The 18,745-nt window shown below is 58.8% G+C and carries 18 protein-coding genes, 1 rRNA gene and 1 other annotated feature; of the genes, 9 read left to right on the forward strand and 10 right to left on the reverse strand.

The window, feature by feature from the left end:
- From ENGE1_RS24990 to rluD, 4 genes are all read right to left on the reverse strand, one after another.
- Window positions 1–76 (reverse strand): 16S ribosomal RNA (locus tag ENGE1_RS24990); the annotation flags it as partial.
- Window positions 77–508: 432 nt separating this feature from the next.
- Window positions 509–3,082, reverse strand: coding sequence for an ATP-dependent chaperone ClpB (clpB, locus tag ENGE1_RS24995; RefSeq protein ID WP_043082474.1), 2,574 nt, complete (start codon window positions 3,080–3,082; stop codon window positions 509–511).
- A 129-nt stretch (window positions 3,083–3,211) separates the two neighbouring features.
- On the reverse strand, window positions 3,212–3,943 hold the full coding sequence (yfiH, locus tag ENGE1_RS25000; protein ID WP_048253268.1) for a purine nucleoside phosphorylase YfiH: 732 nt from the start codon (window positions 3,941–3,943) through the stop codon (window positions 3,212–3,214).
- The gene (gene rluD / locus ENGE1_RS25005) at window positions 3,940–4,920 is read right to left on the reverse strand and encodes a 23S rRNA pseudouridine(1911/1915/1917) synthase RluD (protein ID WP_043082472.1); all 981 of its coding nucleotides are present in this window, start codon (window positions 4,918–4,920) and stop codon (window positions 3,940–3,942) included. Before rluD ends, yfiH begins: the two co-directional genes overlap by 4 nt.
- 132 nt (window positions 4,921–5,052) lie before the next feature.
- On the opposite strand from rluD, the gene bamD reads away from it, so the two are divergent.
- From bamD to pheA, 4 genes are all read left to right on the forward strand, one after another.
- Complete coding sequence (bamD, locus tag ENGE1_RS25010; RefSeq protein WP_043082471.1) at window positions 5,053–5,796, forward strand: outer membrane protein assembly factor BamD; 744 nt, start codon at window positions 5,053–5,055, stop codon at window positions 5,794–5,796.
- A 271-nt stretch (window positions 5,797–6,067) separates the two neighbouring features.
- Window positions 6,068–6,409: a ribosome-associated translation inhibitor RaiA gene (gene raiA / locus ENGE1_RS25015; protein WP_043082470.1), complete on the forward strand. Its 342-nt coding sequence runs from the start codon at window positions 6,068–6,070 to the stop codon at window positions 6,407–6,409.
- 121 nt (window positions 6,410–6,530) lie between these two features.
- Window positions 6,531–6,655 (forward strand) — a sequence feature (Phe leader region).
- Window positions 6,532–6,579 carry a pheA operon leader peptide PheL gene (gene pheL, locus ENGE1_RS28725; RefSeq protein WP_106913046.1) on the forward strand — a complete coding sequence of 16 codons (48 nt, stop codon included), beginning with the start codon at window positions 6,532–6,534 and terminating at the stop codon, window positions 6,577–6,579. Its footprint overlaps the feature before it by 48 nt.
- A gap of 21 nt (window positions 6,656–6,676) precedes the next feature.
- Window positions 6,677–7,837, forward strand: a complete 1,161-nt coding sequence (pheA, locus tag ENGE1_RS25020) for a bifunctional chorismate mutase/prephenate dehydratase (RefSeq protein ID WP_048253269.1) — start codon at window positions 6,677–6,679, stop codon at window positions 7,835–7,837.
- Here pheA and ENGE1_RS25025 read toward each other — a convergent pair.
- The 5 genes from ENGE1_RS25025 to ENGE1_RS25045 form a co-directional block, all read right to left on the reverse strand.
- Window positions 7,834–8,706 carry an SMP-30/gluconolactonase/LRE family protein gene (locus ENGE1_RS25025; RefSeq protein ID WP_048253270.1) on the reverse strand — a complete coding sequence of 291 codons (873 nt, stop codon included), beginning with the start codon at window positions 8,704–8,706 and terminating at the stop codon, window positions 7,834–7,836. The two genes, pheA and ENGE1_RS25025, sit on opposite strands and share 4 nt — an antisense overlap.
- A 198-nt stretch (window positions 8,707–8,904) precedes the next feature.
- Window positions 8,905–10,026 (reverse strand): bifunctional chorismate mutase/prephenate dehydrogenase, encoded by a 1,122-nt coding sequence (tyrA, locus tag ENGE1_RS25030; RefSeq protein WP_043082467.1) that lies wholly within the window; start codon window positions 10,024–10,026, stop codon window positions 8,905–8,907.
- A gap of 9 nt (window positions 10,027–10,035) precedes the next feature.
- Window positions 10,036–11,106 (reverse strand): 3-deoxy-7-phosphoheptulonate synthase AroF, encoded by a 1,071-nt coding sequence (aroF, locus tag ENGE1_RS25035; RefSeq protein ID WP_043082466.1) that lies wholly within the window; start codon window positions 11,104–11,106, stop codon window positions 10,036–10,038.
- A 209-nt stretch (window positions 11,107–11,315) separates the two neighbouring features.
- Window positions 11,316–12,665: a PepSY-associated TM helix domain-containing protein gene (locus ENGE1_RS25040; RefSeq protein ID WP_048253271.1), complete on the reverse strand. Its 1,350-nt coding sequence runs from the start codon at window positions 12,663–12,665 to the stop codon at window positions 11,316–11,318.
- 56 nt (window positions 12,666–12,721) lie between these two features.
- On the reverse strand, window positions 12,722–13,147 hold the full coding sequence (locus tag ENGE1_RS25045) for a DUF2946 domain-containing protein (RefSeq protein WP_048253272.1): 426 nt from the start codon (window positions 13,145–13,147) through the stop codon (window positions 12,722–12,724).
- Window positions 13,148–13,515: 368 nt separating this feature from the next.
- Here ENGE1_RS25045 and ENGE1_RS25050 point away from each other — a divergent pair, with 368 nt between their 5' ends.
- The gene (locus tag ENGE1_RS25050; RefSeq protein ID WP_048253273.1) at window positions 13,516–14,727 is read left to right on the forward strand and encodes an oxalate decarboxylase family bicupin; all 1,212 of its coding nucleotides are present in this window, start codon (window positions 13,516–13,518) and stop codon (window positions 14,725–14,727) included.
- Between the two features lie 49 nt (window positions 14,728–14,776).
- Here ENGE1_RS25050 and ENGE1_RS25055 read toward each other — a convergent pair whose 3' ends face one another.
- Window positions 14,777–15,625 (reverse strand): phage repressor protein CI, encoded by an 849-nt coding sequence (locus ENGE1_RS25055; protein ID WP_043082462.1) that lies wholly within the window; start codon window positions 15,623–15,625, stop codon window positions 14,777–14,779.
- A gap of 228 nt (window positions 15,626–15,853) precedes the next feature.
- Here ENGE1_RS25055 and ENGE1_RS25060 point away from each other — a divergent pair, with 228 nt between their 5' ends.
- From ENGE1_RS25060 to ENGE1_RS25075, 4 genes are all read left to right on the forward strand, one after another.
- Entirely contained in the window at window positions 15,854–16,192 is a 339-nt protein-coding gene (locus tag ENGE1_RS25060) for a DUF5347 family protein (protein ID WP_048253274.1), read from the forward strand.
- 67 nt (window positions 16,193–16,259) lie between these two features.
- On the forward strand, window positions 16,260–16,472 hold the full coding sequence (locus ENGE1_RS25065) for a DUF2732 family protein (RefSeq protein ID WP_043082460.1): 213 nt from the start codon (window positions 16,260–16,262) through the stop codon (window positions 16,470–16,472).
- Window positions 16,472–16,696 (forward strand): TraR/DksA C4-type zinc finger protein, encoded by a 225-nt coding sequence (locus ENGE1_RS25070; protein WP_048253275.1) that lies wholly within the window; start codon window positions 16,472–16,474, stop codon window positions 16,694–16,696. Before ENGE1_RS25065 ends, ENGE1_RS25070 begins: the two co-directional genes overlap by 1 nt.
- Window positions 16,693–18,648 carry a replication endonuclease gene (locus tag ENGE1_RS25075; RefSeq protein WP_053075570.1) on the forward strand — a complete coding sequence of 652 codons (1,956 nt, stop codon included), beginning with the start codon at window positions 16,693–16,695 and terminating at the stop codon, window positions 18,646–18,648. The genes ENGE1_RS25070 and ENGE1_RS25075 overlap by 4 nt, the downstream gene beginning before the upstream one ends.
- Window positions 18,649–18,745: the final 97 nt, after the last annotated feature.

An 18,745-nucleotide genomic window follows, 5' to 3' on the forward strand; every position in this document is an offset into this window, starting at 1 on the left:
CCTGCTACCGTTCGACTTGCATGTGTTAGGCCTGCCGCCAGCGTTCAATCTGAGCCATGATCAAACTCTTCAATTTAAGTTTGATGCTCTTAGAATTAAACTTTCGTAATGAATTACGTGTTCACTCTTTGAGACTTGGTATTCATTTTTCGTCTTGCGACGTTAAGAATCCATGTCACTTTGAGTGCCCACACAGATTGTCTGATAAATTGTTAAAGAGCAGTTGCGACGCGCTTTAGCGCTCTGTCGCGAGGTGGCGTATATTACGCTTTCCTCTTTCAGAGTCAACCCTTTTTTCAGGGCTTTCTCTTTCAACCCGGCGGCTTGTTTGCCGTTGTTCCGTGTCAGTGGTGGCGCATTATAGGGAGTAATTCTGAACTGGCAAGGATAAATTTCAAAAAAAATGCCAAGCGTTCAGTTTTGCAGCAAAGCAGCGTCAGAACATCAAATTTAGCCTGGTTTTTATACAAAAACGGGCCTTTCGGCCCGTTTCTACACTGATTACGTATTACTGCGTGGCAACGATACGATCGTCTTTAACCGTCAGATGAATCGTTCTTCCCGGTACCAGTTCACCGGAAAGGATCTGCTGCGCCAGCGGGTTTTCAATCTGCTGCTGGATAGCACGCTTCAGCGGACGAGCACCGTAAACCGGATCGTAGCCGTTCTTGCTCAGCATCTTCAGCGCGTCGTCGTCAATCTGAACCGCGTAGCCGCGCTCTTCCAGACGCTTGTACAGACGCTGCAGCTGAATGCCGGCAATCGAGGCAATGTGTTTTTCACCCAGCGGATGGAACACCACCACTTCATCAATACGGTTAATGAACTCGGGCCGGAAGCTCTGGCTGACGACGCCGAGCACCAGATCTTTCATATGACCGTAGTCCAGTTCGCCAAAGCGCTCCTGAATCAGGTCGGAACCGAGGTTCGAGGTCATGATCACTACCGTATTACGGAAATCGACCGTTCTCCCCTGTCCGTCCGTCAGGCGGCCATCGTCGAGCACCTGCAGCAGAATGTTAAACACGTCCGGATGCGCCTTTTCAACTTCATCCAGCAGGATGACCGAATAAGGACGACGACGCACGGCTTCCGTCAGATAGCCGCCCTCTTCATAGCCGACGTATCCCGGAGGCGCGCCCACCAGCCTGGAGACAGAGTGTTTCTCCATGAACTCAGACATGTCGATACGCACCATCGCATCATCGCTGTCGAACATAAAGTCGGCCAGCGCTTTGCACAGTTCGGTTTTACCTACCCCGGTCGGACCGAGGAACAGGAACGAACCGATAGGCCGGTTCGGATCGGCCAGGCCCGCGCGGCTGCGGCGGATAGCGTTGGACACGGCCTCGACGGCCTCATCCTGACCAATCACCCGCTGATGCAGCTGCTGTTCCATGCGCAGCAGCTTATCGCGCTCGCCCTCCATCATCCGGGCGACCGGGATCCCGGTCCAGCGCGCCAGCACCTCGGCGATCTCGACATCGGTTACGCGGTTGCGCAGCAGGCGCATGGTTTTACCTTCTGACTGCGTCGCGGACTCCAGCTGTCTCTCCAGCTCGGGAATTTTGCCGTACTGCAGCTCGGACATCCGCGCCAGGTCGCCGACGCGACGCGCCTGTTCGATGGCGATTTTCGCCTGCTCCAGTTCAGCCTTGATGGTCTGCGTTCCGGACAGCGAGGCTTTCTCCGCCTTCCACTCCTCTTCTAATTCAGAGTACTGGCGCTCTTTGTCCTCAAGCTCTTCGTTAAGCATCTCCAGACGCTTAATGCTCGCCTCATCGGACTCTTTCATCAGCGCCTGCTGCTCCAGCTTGAGCTGGATAATGCGGCGGTCGAGGCGATCGAGCTCTTCCGGCTTGGAGTCAATCTGCATGCGGATGCTGGACGCCGCTTCGTCGATGAGGTCGATGGCTTTGTCCGGCAGTTGCCTGTCGGCGATATAGCGATGGGACAGGGTTGCCGCCGCCACGATAGCCGGGTCGGTGATCTGCACGTGGTGATGCAGCTCATAGCGCTCTTTCAGCCCGCGCAGGATAGCGATGGTATCCTCGACGGAAGGTTCGGCAACGAACACTTTCTGGAAGCGACGCTCAAGAGCGGCATCCTTCTCGATATACTGACGATATTCATCAAGCGTGGTTGCGCCGACGCAGTGCAGCTCCCCGCGCGCCAGCGCCGGTTTCAGCATGTTGCCTGCATCCATCGCGCCGTCGGCTTTACCCGCGCCCACCATGGTGTGCAGCTCGTCGATAAACAGGATAACGTTGCCTTCCTGCTTAGAGAGGTCATTCAACACGCCTTTCAGGCGCTCTTCAAACTCGCCGCGGTACTTCGCCCCGGCCACCAGCGCCCCCATATCCAGCGCCAGCACCCGGCGGCCCTTCAGCCCTTCCGGCACTTCGCCGTTGACGATGCGCTGGGCCAGGCCTTCAACAATGGCGGTTTTACCGACGCCCGGCTCACCGATCAGCACCGGGTTATTTTTGGTACGGCGCTGCAGAACCTGAATGGTGCGGCGGATCTCTTCATCACGGCCGATCACCGGATCGAGTTTGCCCTGTTCGGCGCGCTCGGTAAGGTCCACGGTAAATTTTTTCAGTGCCTGACGCTGATCTTCAGCCCCCTGGTCGTTCACGCTGTCACCTCCGCGCATCTGTTCAATCGCCTGCGTCACGTTTGCCGTCGTTGCCCCCGCTGATTTCAGCAGATCGGTCAGCGTACCGCGTGACTCAAGCGCCGCCAGAACGAACAGCTCTGACGAAATAAAGTTGTCCCCGCGCTTTTGCGCCAGCTTGTCGCAAAGGTTAAGCACGCGCACCAGATCCTGCGACGGCTGAACGTCGCCCCCGGTGCCCTCAACCTGCGGCAGGCGGCTCAGCGCCTGCTCAATGGCCGTGCGCAGCTGCCCGGCATTGACGCCGGCTGAGGTTAATAAAGGACGTACCGAACCGCCTTCCTGATTCAGAAGCGCACTCATGAGGTGAAGAGGTTCGATGAATTGGTTGTCGTGGCCCAGTGCGAGGGACTGGGCATCGGCGAGAGCAAGCTGGAATTTATTTGTAAGACGATCCAGACGCATAACTCCTCCCATAAACAGGTCAAATTTGCTACTGGAGATTAAATGAGGTCATCCCTCAATTATTCAAGGTTAAAGACCTGGACTATGCGAAAAATAATTCTGCCATCTGGATCGTCTTGATTCTTTAGGTTATCGCAGCCAAATAAAACTTGCCATACGACCTGTAGTACGATCCCGACGATAAGAGAAAAAATCACCCTTTTCGCTGAGGGTACAGCGATCGCCGCCGTAGACGCGGGTAATGCCAAGCCGGGCCAGGCGCTGGCGAGCGAGCTGATAAATGTCAGTATAGTACTTCTCGCCCACCGGACGAAAAGCGCTGTCTGCCGCAACATCCCTGGCCATGAAAGCGTCACGCACTTCCGGGCCTACTTCGAAGGCCTGCGGACCAATTGCCGGACCGAGCCAGGCGAGAATATTGTCCGGCTTATCGCGAAAGCAGGCGACGGTCTCTTCGAGCACGCCTGCGCACAGCCCGCGCCAGCCGGCGTGGGCCGCTGCGACCTCGGTTCCGGCCAGATTGCAGAACAGCACCGGCAGGCAGTCGGCGGTCATTACCGCACATACCTGACCGGGAATATCGCTGTACGAAGCATCCGCACGCTTAGAAGCATACTCCCCGCCGGTCAGCCGGAGCACATTCACGCCGTGCACCTGCTCCAGCCACACCGGACGCGAAGGAAGCCCGGCCGCCGCGAAGAAACGGCGGCGGTTCTCTTCAACGTGCTCAGGATTGTCGCCGCAGTGGGCGCCCAGATTCAGGGCGTCGTAGGGCGCGGCGCTGACGCCGCCAACCCGCGTTGAGCTACAGGCGCCAACGCCCTGGGGCAGCGGCCAGTCGGGAATAATGATTTTGGTCATAGCCAGCTGACATCGTCCTTATGTTCTTCAAAATCGTCGCGCATCGCGGCAATCAGATCGACCATATCCTGCGGGATCGGCGCGTTCCATTCCATCAGAATTCCGCTAATCGGATGGTAGAGACGCAGCATAGTCGCATGCAGCGCCTGGCGATCGAACTTGCGCAGCGCAGCAATAAAATCATCCGAAGCGTTTTTCGGCGGGCGCGGGCGGCCGCCGTAGAGCTGATCGCCCACCAGCGGGTGGGTGATATGGGACATGTGCACGCGGATCTGGTGCGTGCGTCCGGTCTCCAGGCGCAGGCGCAGGCGGGTATGGATGCGGAAGTGCTCCATAATGCGGTAGTGGGTCACCGCCGGTTTGCCCATCGGATGGACCGCCATATGGGTACGCTTGGTGGGGTGGCGGCTGATAGGCTCTTCTACCGTACCACCTGCGGTCATGTGGCCAATGGCCACCGCCTCATATTCGCGGGTGATCTCCCGAAGCTGCAGCGACTCCACCAGCCGGGTCTGCGCCGGCACAGTTTTGGCGACCACCATCAGTCCGGTGGTGTCTTTATCCAGGCGATGGACGATCCCCGCGCGCGGCACATCGGCGATCGGCGGATAATAGTGGAGCAGCGCATTGAGGATGGTGCCATCGGGATTGCCGGCGCCGGGGTGGACCACCAGGTCGCGCGGCTTATTGATAACGATAATGTCGTCATCTTCATAGACGATATTCAGCGGAATATCCTGCGGTTCAAAGCGCGCTTCTTCTTCAATTTCTGCGTTGATAATAACGCTTTCACCGCCCAGCACTTTCTCTTTCGGCTTATCAATCATCACGCCGTTTACCAGCACGCGCTGGTCGAGGATCCACTCTTTTATACGCGAACGTGAATAATCCGGGAACATTTCGGCCAAAGCCTGATCTAAGCGTTGACCCAGTTGTTTTTCGGATACTGTTGCGGTGAGTTGTACTCGTTGTACCATAGGAAGCTTCTTCGTTTAACGTTGGGTTTTACGGCTTTGCCGTTTAATATAGTGTGCTATTGTAGCTGGTCTTGATCGGGAGCAGGAACGATAAATCTCCCGCATAAACATTCTGAGGATAGTCAAAACGTCATGACGCGCATGAAATACCTGGTGGCGCTCGCCACACTGAGCCTGGCTTTGGCGGGTTGCTCTGGTTCAAAGGAAACGGTACCTGACAACCCGCCGAACGAAATCTACGCGACCGCTCAACAAAAGTTGCAGGACGGTAACTGGAAACAGGCAATAACGCAACTGGAAGCGCTGGATAACCGCTATCCTTTCGGTCCCTATTCTCAGCAGGTGCAGCTGGACCTGATTTATGCGTATTACAAGAATGCCGATCTTCCGCTTGCTCAGGCGGCCATCGATCGCTTTATGCGCCTTAACCCAACGCATCCGAACATTGATTACGTCCTCTATATGCGCGGCCTGACCGACATGGCGCTGGACGACAGCGCGCTGCAGGGCTTCTTCGGCGTCGATCGCTCCGACCGCGATCCGCAGCACGCCCGCGATGCGTTCAACGACTTCTCCAAGCTGGTGCGCGGCTATCCGCAGAGCCAGTACGCTTCTGACGCTTACAAGCGCATGGTGTTCCTCAAAGACAGGCTGGCGAAGTATGAGCTGGCGGTCGTGAACTACTACACCGCGCGCGGCGCGTGGGTAGCCGTCGTTAACCGCGTGGACGGTATGCTGCGCAACTATCCGGACACGCAGGCGACCCGCGATGCGCTGCCGAAGATGGAAAATGCCTATCGCAAGATGCAGATGAACGCCCAGGCGGAAAAAGTGGCGAAGATTATCGCGGCGAACAGCAGCAAGACCAGCGGCTGATCGTTAGCCCCTTCAGCAAAACGGCAGCCCGCGGGCTGCCGTTTTTTTATCCGATGGCGGATATTGCTGAAGCGATTTACCGCCGATAAATCCTTTCAACTATGGCCCGCTTTTCCGACTTCCTCAAGCACTAAATGCCCCATTCCTGCCTTTACTCACAAAACAATTTCGTTGACAAAAAGTGACAAAATAACGTGATCTTAATCACACAAATTGACATCAGGAACGTTATGCTGGATTCACCAAGACGGAAAGACAAGAGGTAAAATTTATGACAATGAACATTACCAGCAAACAAATGGAAATTACCCCGGCCATTCGCCAGCATGTCGCAGACCGTCTCGCCAAACTTGATAAATGGCAAACCCATCTGATAAACCCACACATCGTTCTCTCCAAAGAGCCGCAGGGTTTTGTCGCCGACGCAACCATCAATACGCCGAACGGCCACCTGGTTGCCAGCGCCCGCCACGATGATATGTACACTGCCATTAACGAATTGATCAACAAGCTGGAAAGGCAGCTCAATAAAGTGCAACACAAAGGTGAAGCGCGTCGCGCCAATGCATCGGTGAAAGACGCTAGCTTCGTTGAACAGGTTGAACAAGAGTAATCCTTAACATCTGTGTTTATCCAACGCGCCTGCGGGCGCGTTTTTTGTGCCCGCCGCTATTTACGGTTGACAGCATGAAAACAGTGCGGTTACTTTAACTGCCTCACGTTAAGGAAATTTTGATGAAAACTGTTCCGTTCTTCTTCGCATTCTTTTTTACCTTCCCCTGATGGGAGGCGATTCGTCATGTGATAAAGAATGCGAAGACGAACAATAAGGCCTCCCGAACCGGGGGGCCTTTTTTATGAATAACGAAAAGGCGACACTATGACTGCGGAAAACCCTTTACTGGCGCTGCGCGATAAAATCAGCGCTCTGGATGAACAGCTGCTCACCCTGCTGGCCGAGCGCCGCGGCCTGGCCGTTGAAGTGGGAAAAGCCAAGCTGCTCTCGCACAAGCCGGTGCGCGATATCGACCGGGAGCGGGATCTGCTGGAAAGGCTGATCGCCCTGGGTAAATCGCATCACCTGGACGCCCACTACATCACCCGCCTCTTCCAGCTGATTATTGAAGACTCCGTCCTGACCCAGCAGGCCCTGCTGCAGCAGCATCTCAACAAAATCAATCCCCGCTCCGCGCGCGTCGCCTTTCTCGGGCCGAAGGGCTCCTACTCCCATCTGGCCGCGCGCCAGTATGCGGCCCGCCACTTCGAGCAGTTTATCGAGAGCGGCTGCGCCAGATTTGCCGATATCTTCAACCAGGTCGAAACCGGCCAGGCCGACTACGCCGTGGTGCCGATTGAAAATACCAGCTCCGGCGGCATCAACGACGTGTACGACCTGCTGCAGCACACCAGCCTGTCCATCGTCGGCGAGATGACGGTCCCCATCGACCACTGCGTGCTGGTCTCCGGCTCGACGACGCTCGACGCGATCCACACCGTCTACAGCCATCCGCAGCCGTTCCAGCAGTGCTCGCAGTTCCTGAGCCGCTATCCGCACTGGAAGATTGAGTATACCGAGAGCACCTCTGCGGCCATGGAAAAAGTGGCCCAGGCCAGCTCACCCGGCGTCGCCGCGCTGGGCAGCGAAGCGGGCGGCGCGCTGTACGGTCTGCAAGTGCTTGAGCACGCGCTGGCCAACCAGTCGCAGAACATTACCCGCTTTATCGTCCTGGCGCGCAAGGCAATTGATGTCTCTGACCAGGTGCCGGCGAAAACCACGCTGCTGATCGCCACCGGCCAGCAGCCGGGCGCGCTGGTTGAGGCCCTGCTGGTGCTGCGCAACCATAAGCTGATGATGACCAAGCTGGAATCGAGGCCAATTCACGGCAATCCGTGGGAGGAGATGTTCTATCTCGATATTCAGGCCAATCTGGCGTCAGACGAAATGCGTAAGGCGCTGAAGGAGCTGGGCGACATCACCCGCTCCATGAAAGTGCTGGGCTGCTATCCGGGAGAAAACGTGGTGCCCGTCGATCCGGCCTAATCTGCAATAAACGGCAGCGTCTTCATCCCCGCGACGGTAACGGGCAGGGTGAAGATAGCGCCGGAGAGCGGGTATTCCGCCACCTCTTCCGCGCTCATATTTTCCCGCGTGGTGGTGATATAGAGCGTTTTGCGCTCCGCGCCGCCGAAGCAAACCATGGTCGGACAGCGCACCGGCAGGCGGATCTCCGCCAGCTGCTCGCCCTCAGGGGAGAAGCGCGCGACGCGCCAGCCGTCGTACAGCGCGCTCCAGTAGCAGCCCTCTTCATCCACGGCGGCGCCGTCGGGAATACCTTCACCCGGGCCAAAGCGGCGGAAGACCTGCCGTGCGCCCGGCTCGCCGTTTGCGCCCAGCGGCGTGCGGTAGATAACGGCATTCGGCGTATCGGAGGTGTACATCCACTTTTTATCGGCGCTGAACGCCAGGCCATTGGCGCCGTGAATATCGCACTGGATAACGCTGACCTTCAGCCGGTTGTCTACACGCACCAGCAGCGCGCCGTTATAGTCGCCCGGCGCCCAGAAGGTGCCCGCATAGAAGCGCCCGTCGCGATCGGTACCGCCATCGTTAAAGCGGGCCAGCTGCGGGTTGCTCGGGTTATCGCACACCTTCTGCCTTAGCGTGCCGTCGGCGTCGGCCAGCCAGATGGCGCTGCGCATGGCGACGATAAATCCGCCGCCCTGGCGCAGCGCGAAGCAGCCGACCTCTTCGGGAAACGACACCACGCGGTGCCCGCCGCTGGCGATATTGTAGCGATGGATTTCGCGCTGCAGAATGTCCGTCCAGTAGAGCGCCTGCTCCTCGCCGCTCCAGATCGGGCATTCGGGAAGATGGCCGGTATAGTCAAACAGCGGCGTTGGTTGCGTCATTATCCTCTCCTTATAACAAAGCCAGCGGGAATGCCGCTGGCTTTTGAGTATATACCTTTCATACTTCGGGCTGCAGGCGCGTTGGCTTTCCTCGCTCACTCCGGTCACTTACTTCAGTAAGCTCCCGGAGATTCGCTGCGTCGCCGCCTTCCTGCAACTCGAATTATTTTGGGTAGAAACGTCTTTTTTACTGCCCGTTTACTGCCGGCTGTCATTGGCCTGGCGCAGCAGGGTCCGGCTTTCGCTCTGGAATCGCTGGGCGTAGTCGCCAAACCAGTGCTCAACCCGGCGGAAGCTGTCGATAAACGCCTGCTTATCGCCCTGCTCCAGCAGCGCAATGGCCTCGCCAAACCGCGTGTAGTAGCGCTTGATCAGCGCAAGATTGCTCTGCGAAGACATAATGATGTCGGCGTACAGCTGCGGATCCTGGGCAAATAGCCGCCCGACCATCGCCAGCTCCAGGCGATAAATCGGCGACGACAGCGCCAGCAGTTGCTCAAGCTGAACGTTCTCTTCCGCCAGGTGCAGGCCGTAGGCGAAGGTCGCAAAGTGGCGCAGCGCCTGGATAAAGGCCATATTCTGGTCGTGCTCAACGGCGCTGATGCGGTGCAGTCGCGCCCCCCAGACCTGGATCTGCTCCAGGAACCACTGATAGGCCTCCGGCTGGCGGCCATCGCAGTACACCACCACCTGTTTCGCCAGGCTGCCGCTGTCCGGGCCGAACATCGGGTGCAGCCCCAGCACCGGACCGTTGTGCGCCGCCAGCATCGCCTGCAGCGGACCCGCTTTCACCGAGGCCAGGTCCACCAGGATGCAGTCGTCCGGCAGCGCGGGCAGCCGGGCAATAATCTGCTCGGTCACGTGGATAGGAACGCTGACGATCACCATGCCGGCGCCGGCAACAATCTCTTCCGCCCTGTCCCAGTCCTCTTTCTCCAGGATACGCACCTGATAGCCGGAGAGGGCCAGCATCTTCTCAAACAACCGCCCCATCTGGCCGCCGCCGCCGACGATCACCACCGGGCGCAGCTGCGGGCACAGGGTTTTGAAGCCCTTGTCGTTTTCGCTGGAATAAGATTCGCGCATCACCCGGCGCAGCACGTCCTCAATCAGATCCGGCGGCACGCCCAGCTTTTCAGCCTCATGGCGGCGGGAGGCCAGCATTGAGGCCTCGCGTTCGGGCACATAGATAGGCAGACCGTACTTGCTCTTTACTTCGCCGACATCGGCAACCAGCTCAAGGCGGCGCGCCAGCAGGGCCAGCAGCGCCTTATCAACTTCATCAATTTGATCGCGCAGGGCGGTCAATTCAGCAACCATAACGTCCTCTTACCCCAGACGCGCCGTCAGATGGCCGCGCAGATCTTTATCAATTTCACGCAGCAGCGCTTCGGTAGTCTCCCAGCTGATGCAGGCATCGGTCACCGATACGCCGTACTTCATCGCGCTGCGCGGCTGCTCGGAAGACTGGTTGCCTTCGTGAATATTGCTCTCGATCATCAGGCCGGTAATCGAGCGGTTGCCGTCCTTAATCTGGGCAACGGCGGATTCAGCGACGGCGGGCTGACGGCGGTAGTCTTTATTAGAATTACCGTGACTGCAATCTATCATCAGCGACGCCCGGAGTCCCGCCTGGGCCATCTCTTTTTCACACTGCTCAACGTCTGCCGGGCTGTAGTTCGGGGCTTTACCGCCGCGCAGGATCACGTGACCGTCCGGATTGCCGTGAGTTTGCAGCAGGCAGACCTGGCCGGCCTGGTTGATGCCGACAAAGCGGTGCGGCATCGCGGCGGCGCGCATGGCGTTAATGGCTGTCGCCAGGCTACCGTCGGTGCCGTTCTTAAAGCCAACCGGCATCGACAGGCCGGAGGCCATTTCGCGGTGGGTCTGGGACTCGGTGGTGCGGGCGCCAATCGCCGACCAGCTGAACAGATCGCCAAGGTACTGCGGACTGTTGGGATCGAGCGCCTCGGTTGCCAGCGGCAGCCCCATGCTCACCAGATCGACCAGCAGGCGGCGCGCAATTTTCAGACCGCTCTCCACATCAAACGAGCCATCCATGTGCGGATCGTTAATCAGCCCCTTCCAGCCAACGGTGGTGCGGGGTTTTTCAAAATAGACGCGCATGACCAGATAGAGGCTATCGCTGACCTCTTCTGCCAGAACTTTAAAGCGGCGGGCGTACTCAATCGCCGCCTCAGGATCGTGAATCGAGCACGGTCCGCAGACTATCAGCAGGCGCGGATCGCGACCGGCAATGATGTCGGAGATGGTTTTGCGTGATTCGGCAATCTGCGCCTCCTGCGCCGCCGTCAGCGGAAACGCCGCCTTCAGTGATTCAGGGGTGATTAAGATATGTTCGTCAGCGATATGTACGTTGTTCAGCGCGTCTTTTTGCATGATGGCGATCCTGTATGGCCGTTTGCGATAATTTGTTCCTCGGTGAGGATGGAGCTTACGATACCATACGAAGTAAAGATTTCAATCCATAATCCGTAAATTTTAGTTTACATAAGCCATTTTTAAGGCACTTTATTAGCCGTTAAGTGTAAATAAAATAGTACACAATAGCCGGACGCAGGCTTCTTTGCCTCCGTCATCTTCACAGATCAGGCCCGGGACTGCGCCGCATTCAGCCGCCAGCGCAGAACATCGACCAGCAAGAAGATCAGCAGGCTAACGCCCATTACCGGCAGCGCCATCCCCAGCAGCGCGGCGATGGCAAGCGTTCCGGCGCGGCCCCCGGCGGGGAGCGCCAGCCAGCACCGGGTCAGCGTCTGCAGCGGATTTTGCGCCGCCGCCGCGGGCCGACGCAGCCACCACAGCCGGTAGCCCAGCGCAATCATTGCGCACAGCGCCAGGCCGAAAGCGATAAGAAGCAGCTGGTTGGGAAGACCAAACAGCACACCCATGTGGAAATCAATGCCCCAGCGGGTGAGCTTCGCCATCAGCGGGAAATCGGCAAAGCGAGTGCGGTCCGTCACCTGCATACGCTGCGCATCAATGGCGACCGCATCGACGCGCGTCGGCCAGCGGCGGTCCACCTCCGTGACGGTCCAGGCATAGCCGGCGCCTTTCGGAGGGCGGATCTCAACCTTTGCCGCAGAGATCCCGCTGCGCCGGGCCAGGCGTAATACATCGTCATACCGGGTCAGATCCGCAGACGACATCAGCATGCCGGGGTGCCCGGCGCGATGTTCCGCATGCGGATCGGCAGCGGCAGACCCGCCGTCCAGCCGGGTATTGACCTGCGGCGTGAGCCAGTTCAGCGATGTCCGCAGCTTATCCACATTGCCCCCGGCCCACTGCGACCAGGTCAGGCCGGTTGCCGAGAACAGCAGCATCCCGGCCAGCAGCAGCCAGCCCAGCGTAACGTGAAGGCGGCGATTTTTTTGCTGGCGATTGTTGATCCGCCGCTTCGGGCGCGTGACCCACCACAGTGCGATGCCGCCGCAGGCGGCGACCCACATCCACGAGGCGGCAAGCTCGCTGTACAGACGTCCGGCGTCGCCGAGCAGCAGAGCCCGATGGAGCTTATCTATCCACATCCGCAGCGGCAGCGCGCCGCTGGTGCCGTAAACGGTCATATCGCCCTTCACGGCAAGCGTCTGCGGATCGACAAAAATGGCCCGGCTTTCGGACTCGCCGAGCGCCGCGTCGCGGAACATCACCCGGGTTGTTTCGCCCTTCGCCGGCGCGGGCCGCACGGCGTAAAGAGCCGAATGCGCCCCAGCGGCCGCCTGCGCGACCGCTATCTGTTGCGCCAGCGAATGCGGCGCACCGCCGACGTCGGCGGTGAGCGCGCTGCGCCAGAGGACATTCTCCAGTTGGGGCGTAGCGACATACAGCGCGCCCGTCAGGGCAGCGATAAAGATAAAGGGGCCGACAAACAGGCCAATAGAAAAATGCAGGCGACGCAGCAGGTTTACCCATGCCGCGCGCGGGGTGCAGGTGGTCATACTTTTCCTTTAAAAAGCAAAACGGAAGCGTGGCGCAGTGGCGCCATGATATTTGTTCAGCAGGTAAAGCAGGGCCGGCGTGGAGGCGCGCGGGTTTCGGGGCGCAGCCGCGGGGAGTAGAACCAGTGCACCGGCGGCGGCGGCGGGAGCCGCAGCCGGATTCGCCGCACCAGCAGGCAGAGGAAAAGCACCAGCGCCACGAGCACGGCGGGAACGTGGGCAAACAGCACGCAGTAGCCGCAGGCTTCTGCATGATCCGCGGGCATGATATCCGGATGGCCCGCATTGTGATGGTCCATGCCGCGATGGCTCATATCATGATGGCCGCCGCTCATGGTCATCCCGTGCCCCATCGCAGCCATCGGATCTTTTTGTAGCGATACCGAGATAAGAGGAGCGACGATAATCAGCGCCATAGCAAACAGCGCGAACAGCGCCGCGTATCGTAGAGTGCTATTGCGATGAAAAAACGCCCGAACCATCCCACCTCCGAATAAGGGCGTCATTGTAAAGGATTTATCTCATTTGTGTTAGCAACGAGAGGATGTCGGGACACATTAGCGGCGCTAAACGTAATGATTTATGTCAAAGGTAATGTGCCGAAAAACCGCGTAACCAACAATATTATTTAACAAATTGTGCTATATCTTCCTTTTCCTTATCGTTGAAATTATACGCTTGCTAAACAAATACCGATTAATCCTCCAGCAGCATCGACTGACCGCCAGACACGCTGAATTAAGATCGGATATTTGTGTTACAAATCGGTAAACCGATTGTTCCTGATGCCATCTATATACAAAGCGAGTACATCACGCAATGACACCATGATGCATCAGGGAGATCAGCCATGAAAAAAGTATCACGCAGAGATTTTATCGCCCTCACGGCGGGAGGAACGGTGGCGCTGGCCGCCGGTCAGGTCCACGCTCACGACAGCAGCGTTAAGTCCTGGCCCGCCAGCGTCAGGGATCCCGGCCCGCACGATCCCGTTCGCGAGGCCGAGAACCCGGATATCGTCGATCCACCCGTTACCGACAGCGGCACGCTGCCAAACCTGCGCTTCTCCTTCAGCGACGCCCACGTCCGCAAGGGCAGCGGCGGCTGGACCCGGCAGGTAACCCAGCGCGAGCTGGGTATCTCGACCACCATCGCCGGCGTCGATATGCGCCTTAACGCCGGCGGCATCCGCGAGCTGCACTGGCACAAAGAGGGCGAATGGGCCTACATGACCTACGGCAACGCGCGCGTGACGGCGTTTGATACCGACGGCGGCTGGTTCGTGGACGATATCGGCGTCGGCGATCTGTGGTACTTCCCGCCGGGTATTCCGCACTCTATCCAGGGCCTCGGCCCCGACGGCTGCGAATTTCTGCTGGCCTTCGACAGCGGCGGATTCGATGAGGACAGCACCTTCCTGCTCTCGGACTGGTTTAAGCACATCCCGCCGGACATTCTCGCCAAAAACTTCCAGGTCCCCGTGTCCACCTTTGCAAAACTCCCCTCCCCGCAGGATGAGTACATCTTCGCCGGCAAAGTACCGGGTAGCCTCGATGGCGATGCCATCAAAGGCGCCGCGAAGTCAAAAATTCGCTTCACCCACCGCATGCTGGCCCAGGATCCGATTAAGGCTCCCGGCGGCACGGTAAGAATTACCGATTCTTCGGTCTTTCCGGTGTCGAAAACCATCGCAGCCGCGCTGGTAGAGATCGAACCCGGCGGCCTGCGCGAACTGCACTGGCATCCGAACAACGACGAGTGGCAGTACTACCTCGAAGGCGAAGGCCGGATGGGCGTTTTCGCCTCCTCTGGACAGGCCAGAACCTTTGACTACCGCGCCGGCGACGTCGGCTACGTGCCGTTTGCCATGGGGCACTACGTGGAGAATACCGGCAAAACGACGCTGCGCTTTCTGGAGCTGTTCAGGAGCGATTACTACGCGGATATCTCGCTCAACCAGTGGCTGGCCAGCACGCCGCCGGAGCTGGTGAAACAGCACCTCGGACTGGACGATACGTTTATGCAGGCGCTGAGTTTGCGAAAAGCGCCGGTGGTGAAGTAGCGCAGTACCGCTGCAGTCGGAGCCATCTGGCGAGGCTCCGACTCGCAGCTTACAGATGCTTCTCAAGCGTTAACGTCACCAGACCGTAGGGGGCAACGTCACTGATACTGCACTCAAAGTCGGCGGCAGTATTGGTCAGGTGAATTTTACCGCCGGGCAGCCGAACGACATCAAAGACATCCAGTGAGCCGTCAATGCTGATAAACCAGCGCCCGTTGCCGAGCGTTTGTGCAGAAGTATCAACCAGCCAGCCGGTATTGAGCCCCTGAATAAAGACTAAATCCGCGCCGTTTTGCGTCACCAGAGAGTCATCCAGCGCCCAGCGCCCCGCTTCCTTCAGCGCGCCGGATTCCAGGCGATAGCGGGCAATACGCTGTACGCTTTCATCGGCAGCGCCCTGAGCCGGCTGCATAAACATTTCGCCTTTCCCCGTCGCCAGCCAGCGCAGCGATACGCCGGTGTCCAGCGCACAGGCCACCACCACGTCCCCCGGAAAGAACTCGCGCCTTACCCAGGTACTGATTGTGCCGGAAGAGATATCAAGCAAATCGCCCAGCTCCTTCTGCATCCGGAACCCGTAAGCGTCAAGGATCCGGCGAAGCACCGGCCGGCCGCCGGTCGCCAGGATCTCCTCATACAGCGATTTACCCTGCAGCTGGACGCTACTCTCCTTATTTGCATTTGCAAATTTTCCGTTCACCAGCCAGTACAGATCGGCATCGGTATCCAGCGCACACTTCACCACGGCTTTGTAGGGAATGCTGTCGCGCTGTAGCCATGAGCTGATGTTGTTGGCGGGAACATCCAGCGCCTCTGCCAGCGCTCGCTGGCTGGAAACACCGTACGCGGAGCTTATCCGCTCCACGATCTCTTGCGCATTTAAATTCTCTTCAGGCATAGTCACCACACAACAAAAAAGCGATTTACACAAACGCATATGCGATCTACATTATTTACATACGTTATGTATGGGTAGATGCATTATCTTCTCAGGTTAATAGCCTGATATTGCGTGATACCAGTGACAAAATCAACGGTAAATCCCCGCAAAAGCTTTCAAATGCAAGTTATGCGAGGAGACACCGACGAACAATGAAACGACCTACAACGATTGCAGGAGGTATTTATGCCCGTTCAAATAGCGCCTTCAGCGGGACACTTAAACGTAGGCCAGCGCACCCGGGGCCTGGACCAGATATCAAAACTGCGGGCGCAGTACTGGGACGAGGATGGGAAAGCGCTGCGCGCATTTTTCGCCGCAATGCAGAACAGACGCGATCCTGAGTATTCCCGCAATGTCCGGGCACTCTCGGCGCTGCTCTTTCTTGCCGGTATTCCCGCCGGCCGCCACGCGCTGCCGCTGGAGTCGCTCTCCACGGCAGAGCGTACCGCGCTTATCCACGCGATGAATCAGTTCAGGGCCATGGTCAGCCTCTTTCCGGGACGCCTCAGCCTGCCACGTTAACCCCTAAGCAACGACCTTTGACGTCAACCCGTCGGGCCGCGCTTTGACTGAATTCAGGAGATAGCCAATGACTTTTTTAGACGACAGCGATGAAAAGATCGCGCAACTCATCTTCCAGACCCGCTGCGCGGAGCGCGTCAAGCTGGCCCGCCGCTTCACCGCGCGGCTCTCGGCCCTTGCGGATCATATTCACCGCTATGAACTCACCGGCACAGAAGCGGCAGAGCTTCTGCTGCAGGAAGAAGAGCGTATGCGTACCCCAGACGCGGAGGTGCACTGATGGCCGATGATATGGATCGCGCCCAGCAGTATGAACTGGAAGAGAGAGAGCGCTATATTCGCCGCGCCCGACGTGAGGTCTTTGCACCGTCCAGCGCCTTTTGCGAAGCCTGCGACGCGCCGATCCCTGCCGCACGGCGCGCGGCGGTGCCCGGCGCCGTCTTCTGCATAACCTGCCAGCAGCGCTATGAACAGCAGCAGCGTCACTTCCGGAGGGGCTCGTGATCCCGCAGGCTTTTGCGTGGCCGTGGAACGCCCCGCGCCGGGCTATCGGCAGCCCGGGGCTGACCCATCGGCAGCAGCGGGAGCGCCACCAGCAGATTGTAGCCCTGCTCGCCGCCCGCCGCGCTATTGCGCTGCTTCCCGACTGCCTGCAGCGGGAAATTCACCGCCGTAGCGACGCGCTGGAAGCGCGTGAGGGAGCGCCTGCCGCCAATGCGTATATCCGCTACGTCGGCGCGCACCGGCTCCCGCGCGCTGAAAAGGTCATGGCGCAATGGCGGATTGCCGCCGTCTCGCCCACCGTCACGCAGCAGATATTCCGCGGCCACTTCGACACTGACTTTCTGCAGTTTCTGGCCTCCCGTCTGGTCAGCATGACGTCCCGCTATAACCGGCTGGCTGACATGAACCGGGCCGACGTTGACCGGCTGGCGGAGGATATCGCACACTTTATCCGCGCCGAGCTGGCGAACGTCGACGTCGCTGGAGAGTGTGACGGCAGCACGCTGTATCGCTGGTATCTCCACGCCGCCGCCATCTGCCAGCAGTTTAACGTCACGCCGCCCTGCTGGCAGCGCGTCAGTCAGAAAAATATCGACCATAAGCAACTGGGGCCGGCGGTCATTCGCATGTTCAGCAAGGCGTGGTGGCGCAGCCGGCTGCGGCGCACCGCCCTGCAGTGGCGAGAGCACCTGCTTATCGCCTTTGGCTGCGTCAGCCGCAGGGAGCATCCTTTCGCCAGCAGCGGCTGCCTGCGCGAGTGGCGGGAGCAAAAACGGCGCACCCGCGATTTTCTCAAGAGCATGGAGCTTGAGGATGAAGAGGGGCACCGCATCAGCCTGATCGACAAATATGACACCTCGACGGCGAATCCGGCCATTCGCCGCTGCGAGCTGATGACGCGCATTCGCGGTTTTGAAAATATCTGCCAGCAGCTGGGCTTCGCCGGGGAGTTCTGTACGATCACGGCGCCGGCGGCCTGGCACGCCACGTTAAGCAGCGGATGCCCCAATCCGGCATGGAACGGCGCCTCTCCCCAGAACACCCAGCGTTGGTTCAATCAGCTATGGGCAAAAATACGCGCTCGCCTTCACCGCGAGAATATCCGCATTTTCGGGCTTCGGGTCGCGGAGCCGCATCACGATGCCACGCCGCACTGGCACCTGCTGATCTTTCTGCGCCCGGAGCACCTTGAGGCGTTTCGCCGGACGGTGCGCGACTACGCCCTGGCCGATGACGCGCACGAACTGCGCAGTGAAAGCGCGAAGCTGGCGCGTTTTCACTCCGTGGTCATGGACAGCAGCAAAGGCAGCGCCACCGGATACCTTGCCAAATATATTGCCAAAAATATTGACGGCTACGCCCTCGACGGCGAGCGCGAGCGCGAGAGCGGCAGGCCGCTGAAGGAGACCTCGGCGGCCGCTACCGCCTGGGCAAGCCGCTGGCGCATCCGCCAGTTTCAGTTTATCGGCGGCGCGCCGGTCACCGTCTGGCGCGAGCTGCGCCGCCTGCACAATCGCGCGGCGGCCGGGAGCCTGAGCGTCGCGTTTGCCGACGCGCATTCAGCCGCAGACGCCGGAGACTGGGCAAGCTATGTCAACGCTCAGGGCGGCCCCTTTGTCAAGCGCGACGCCCTGCAGGTGCGCGCCTTTTATCAGCCTTCGCAGCACGTTAACCAATATGGGGAGGCGTTGATGTGCATTCGCGGCGTCTACGACCGGCTGGCGGGAGAGGACTTCGCCATCATCACCCGCCCGACGCAGTGGAAAATAGTGCCCCGCCGGCGGGAAGAAGTGTGCGCGCAGAGCGGACCGTCTTGGAGTTCTGTCACTAACTGTACGCCAGACGGCGTCGATTTTCTGCCGGAGGACCTATTTGTGCCGCTTAACCGATGGCAGAGGAAGAGGTTAACCCGCTGGTTGCGCGTAATGGGTTCAGATAAAGCACTACGGTGATGCAATAGAACGTAGAAGATAAATGGCTATCTATATCAGCAAGATAAGTCATGCACATATTTTGCTATTTTTTTCGCATACCGAAATGACATGTGTT

The organism is Pluralibacter gergoviae ATCC 33028 = NBRC 105706, assembly GCF_001598855.1.
Lineage (GTDB): Bacteria > Pseudomonadota > Gammaproteobacteria > Enterobacterales > Enterobacteriaceae > Pluralibacter > Pluralibacter gergoviae.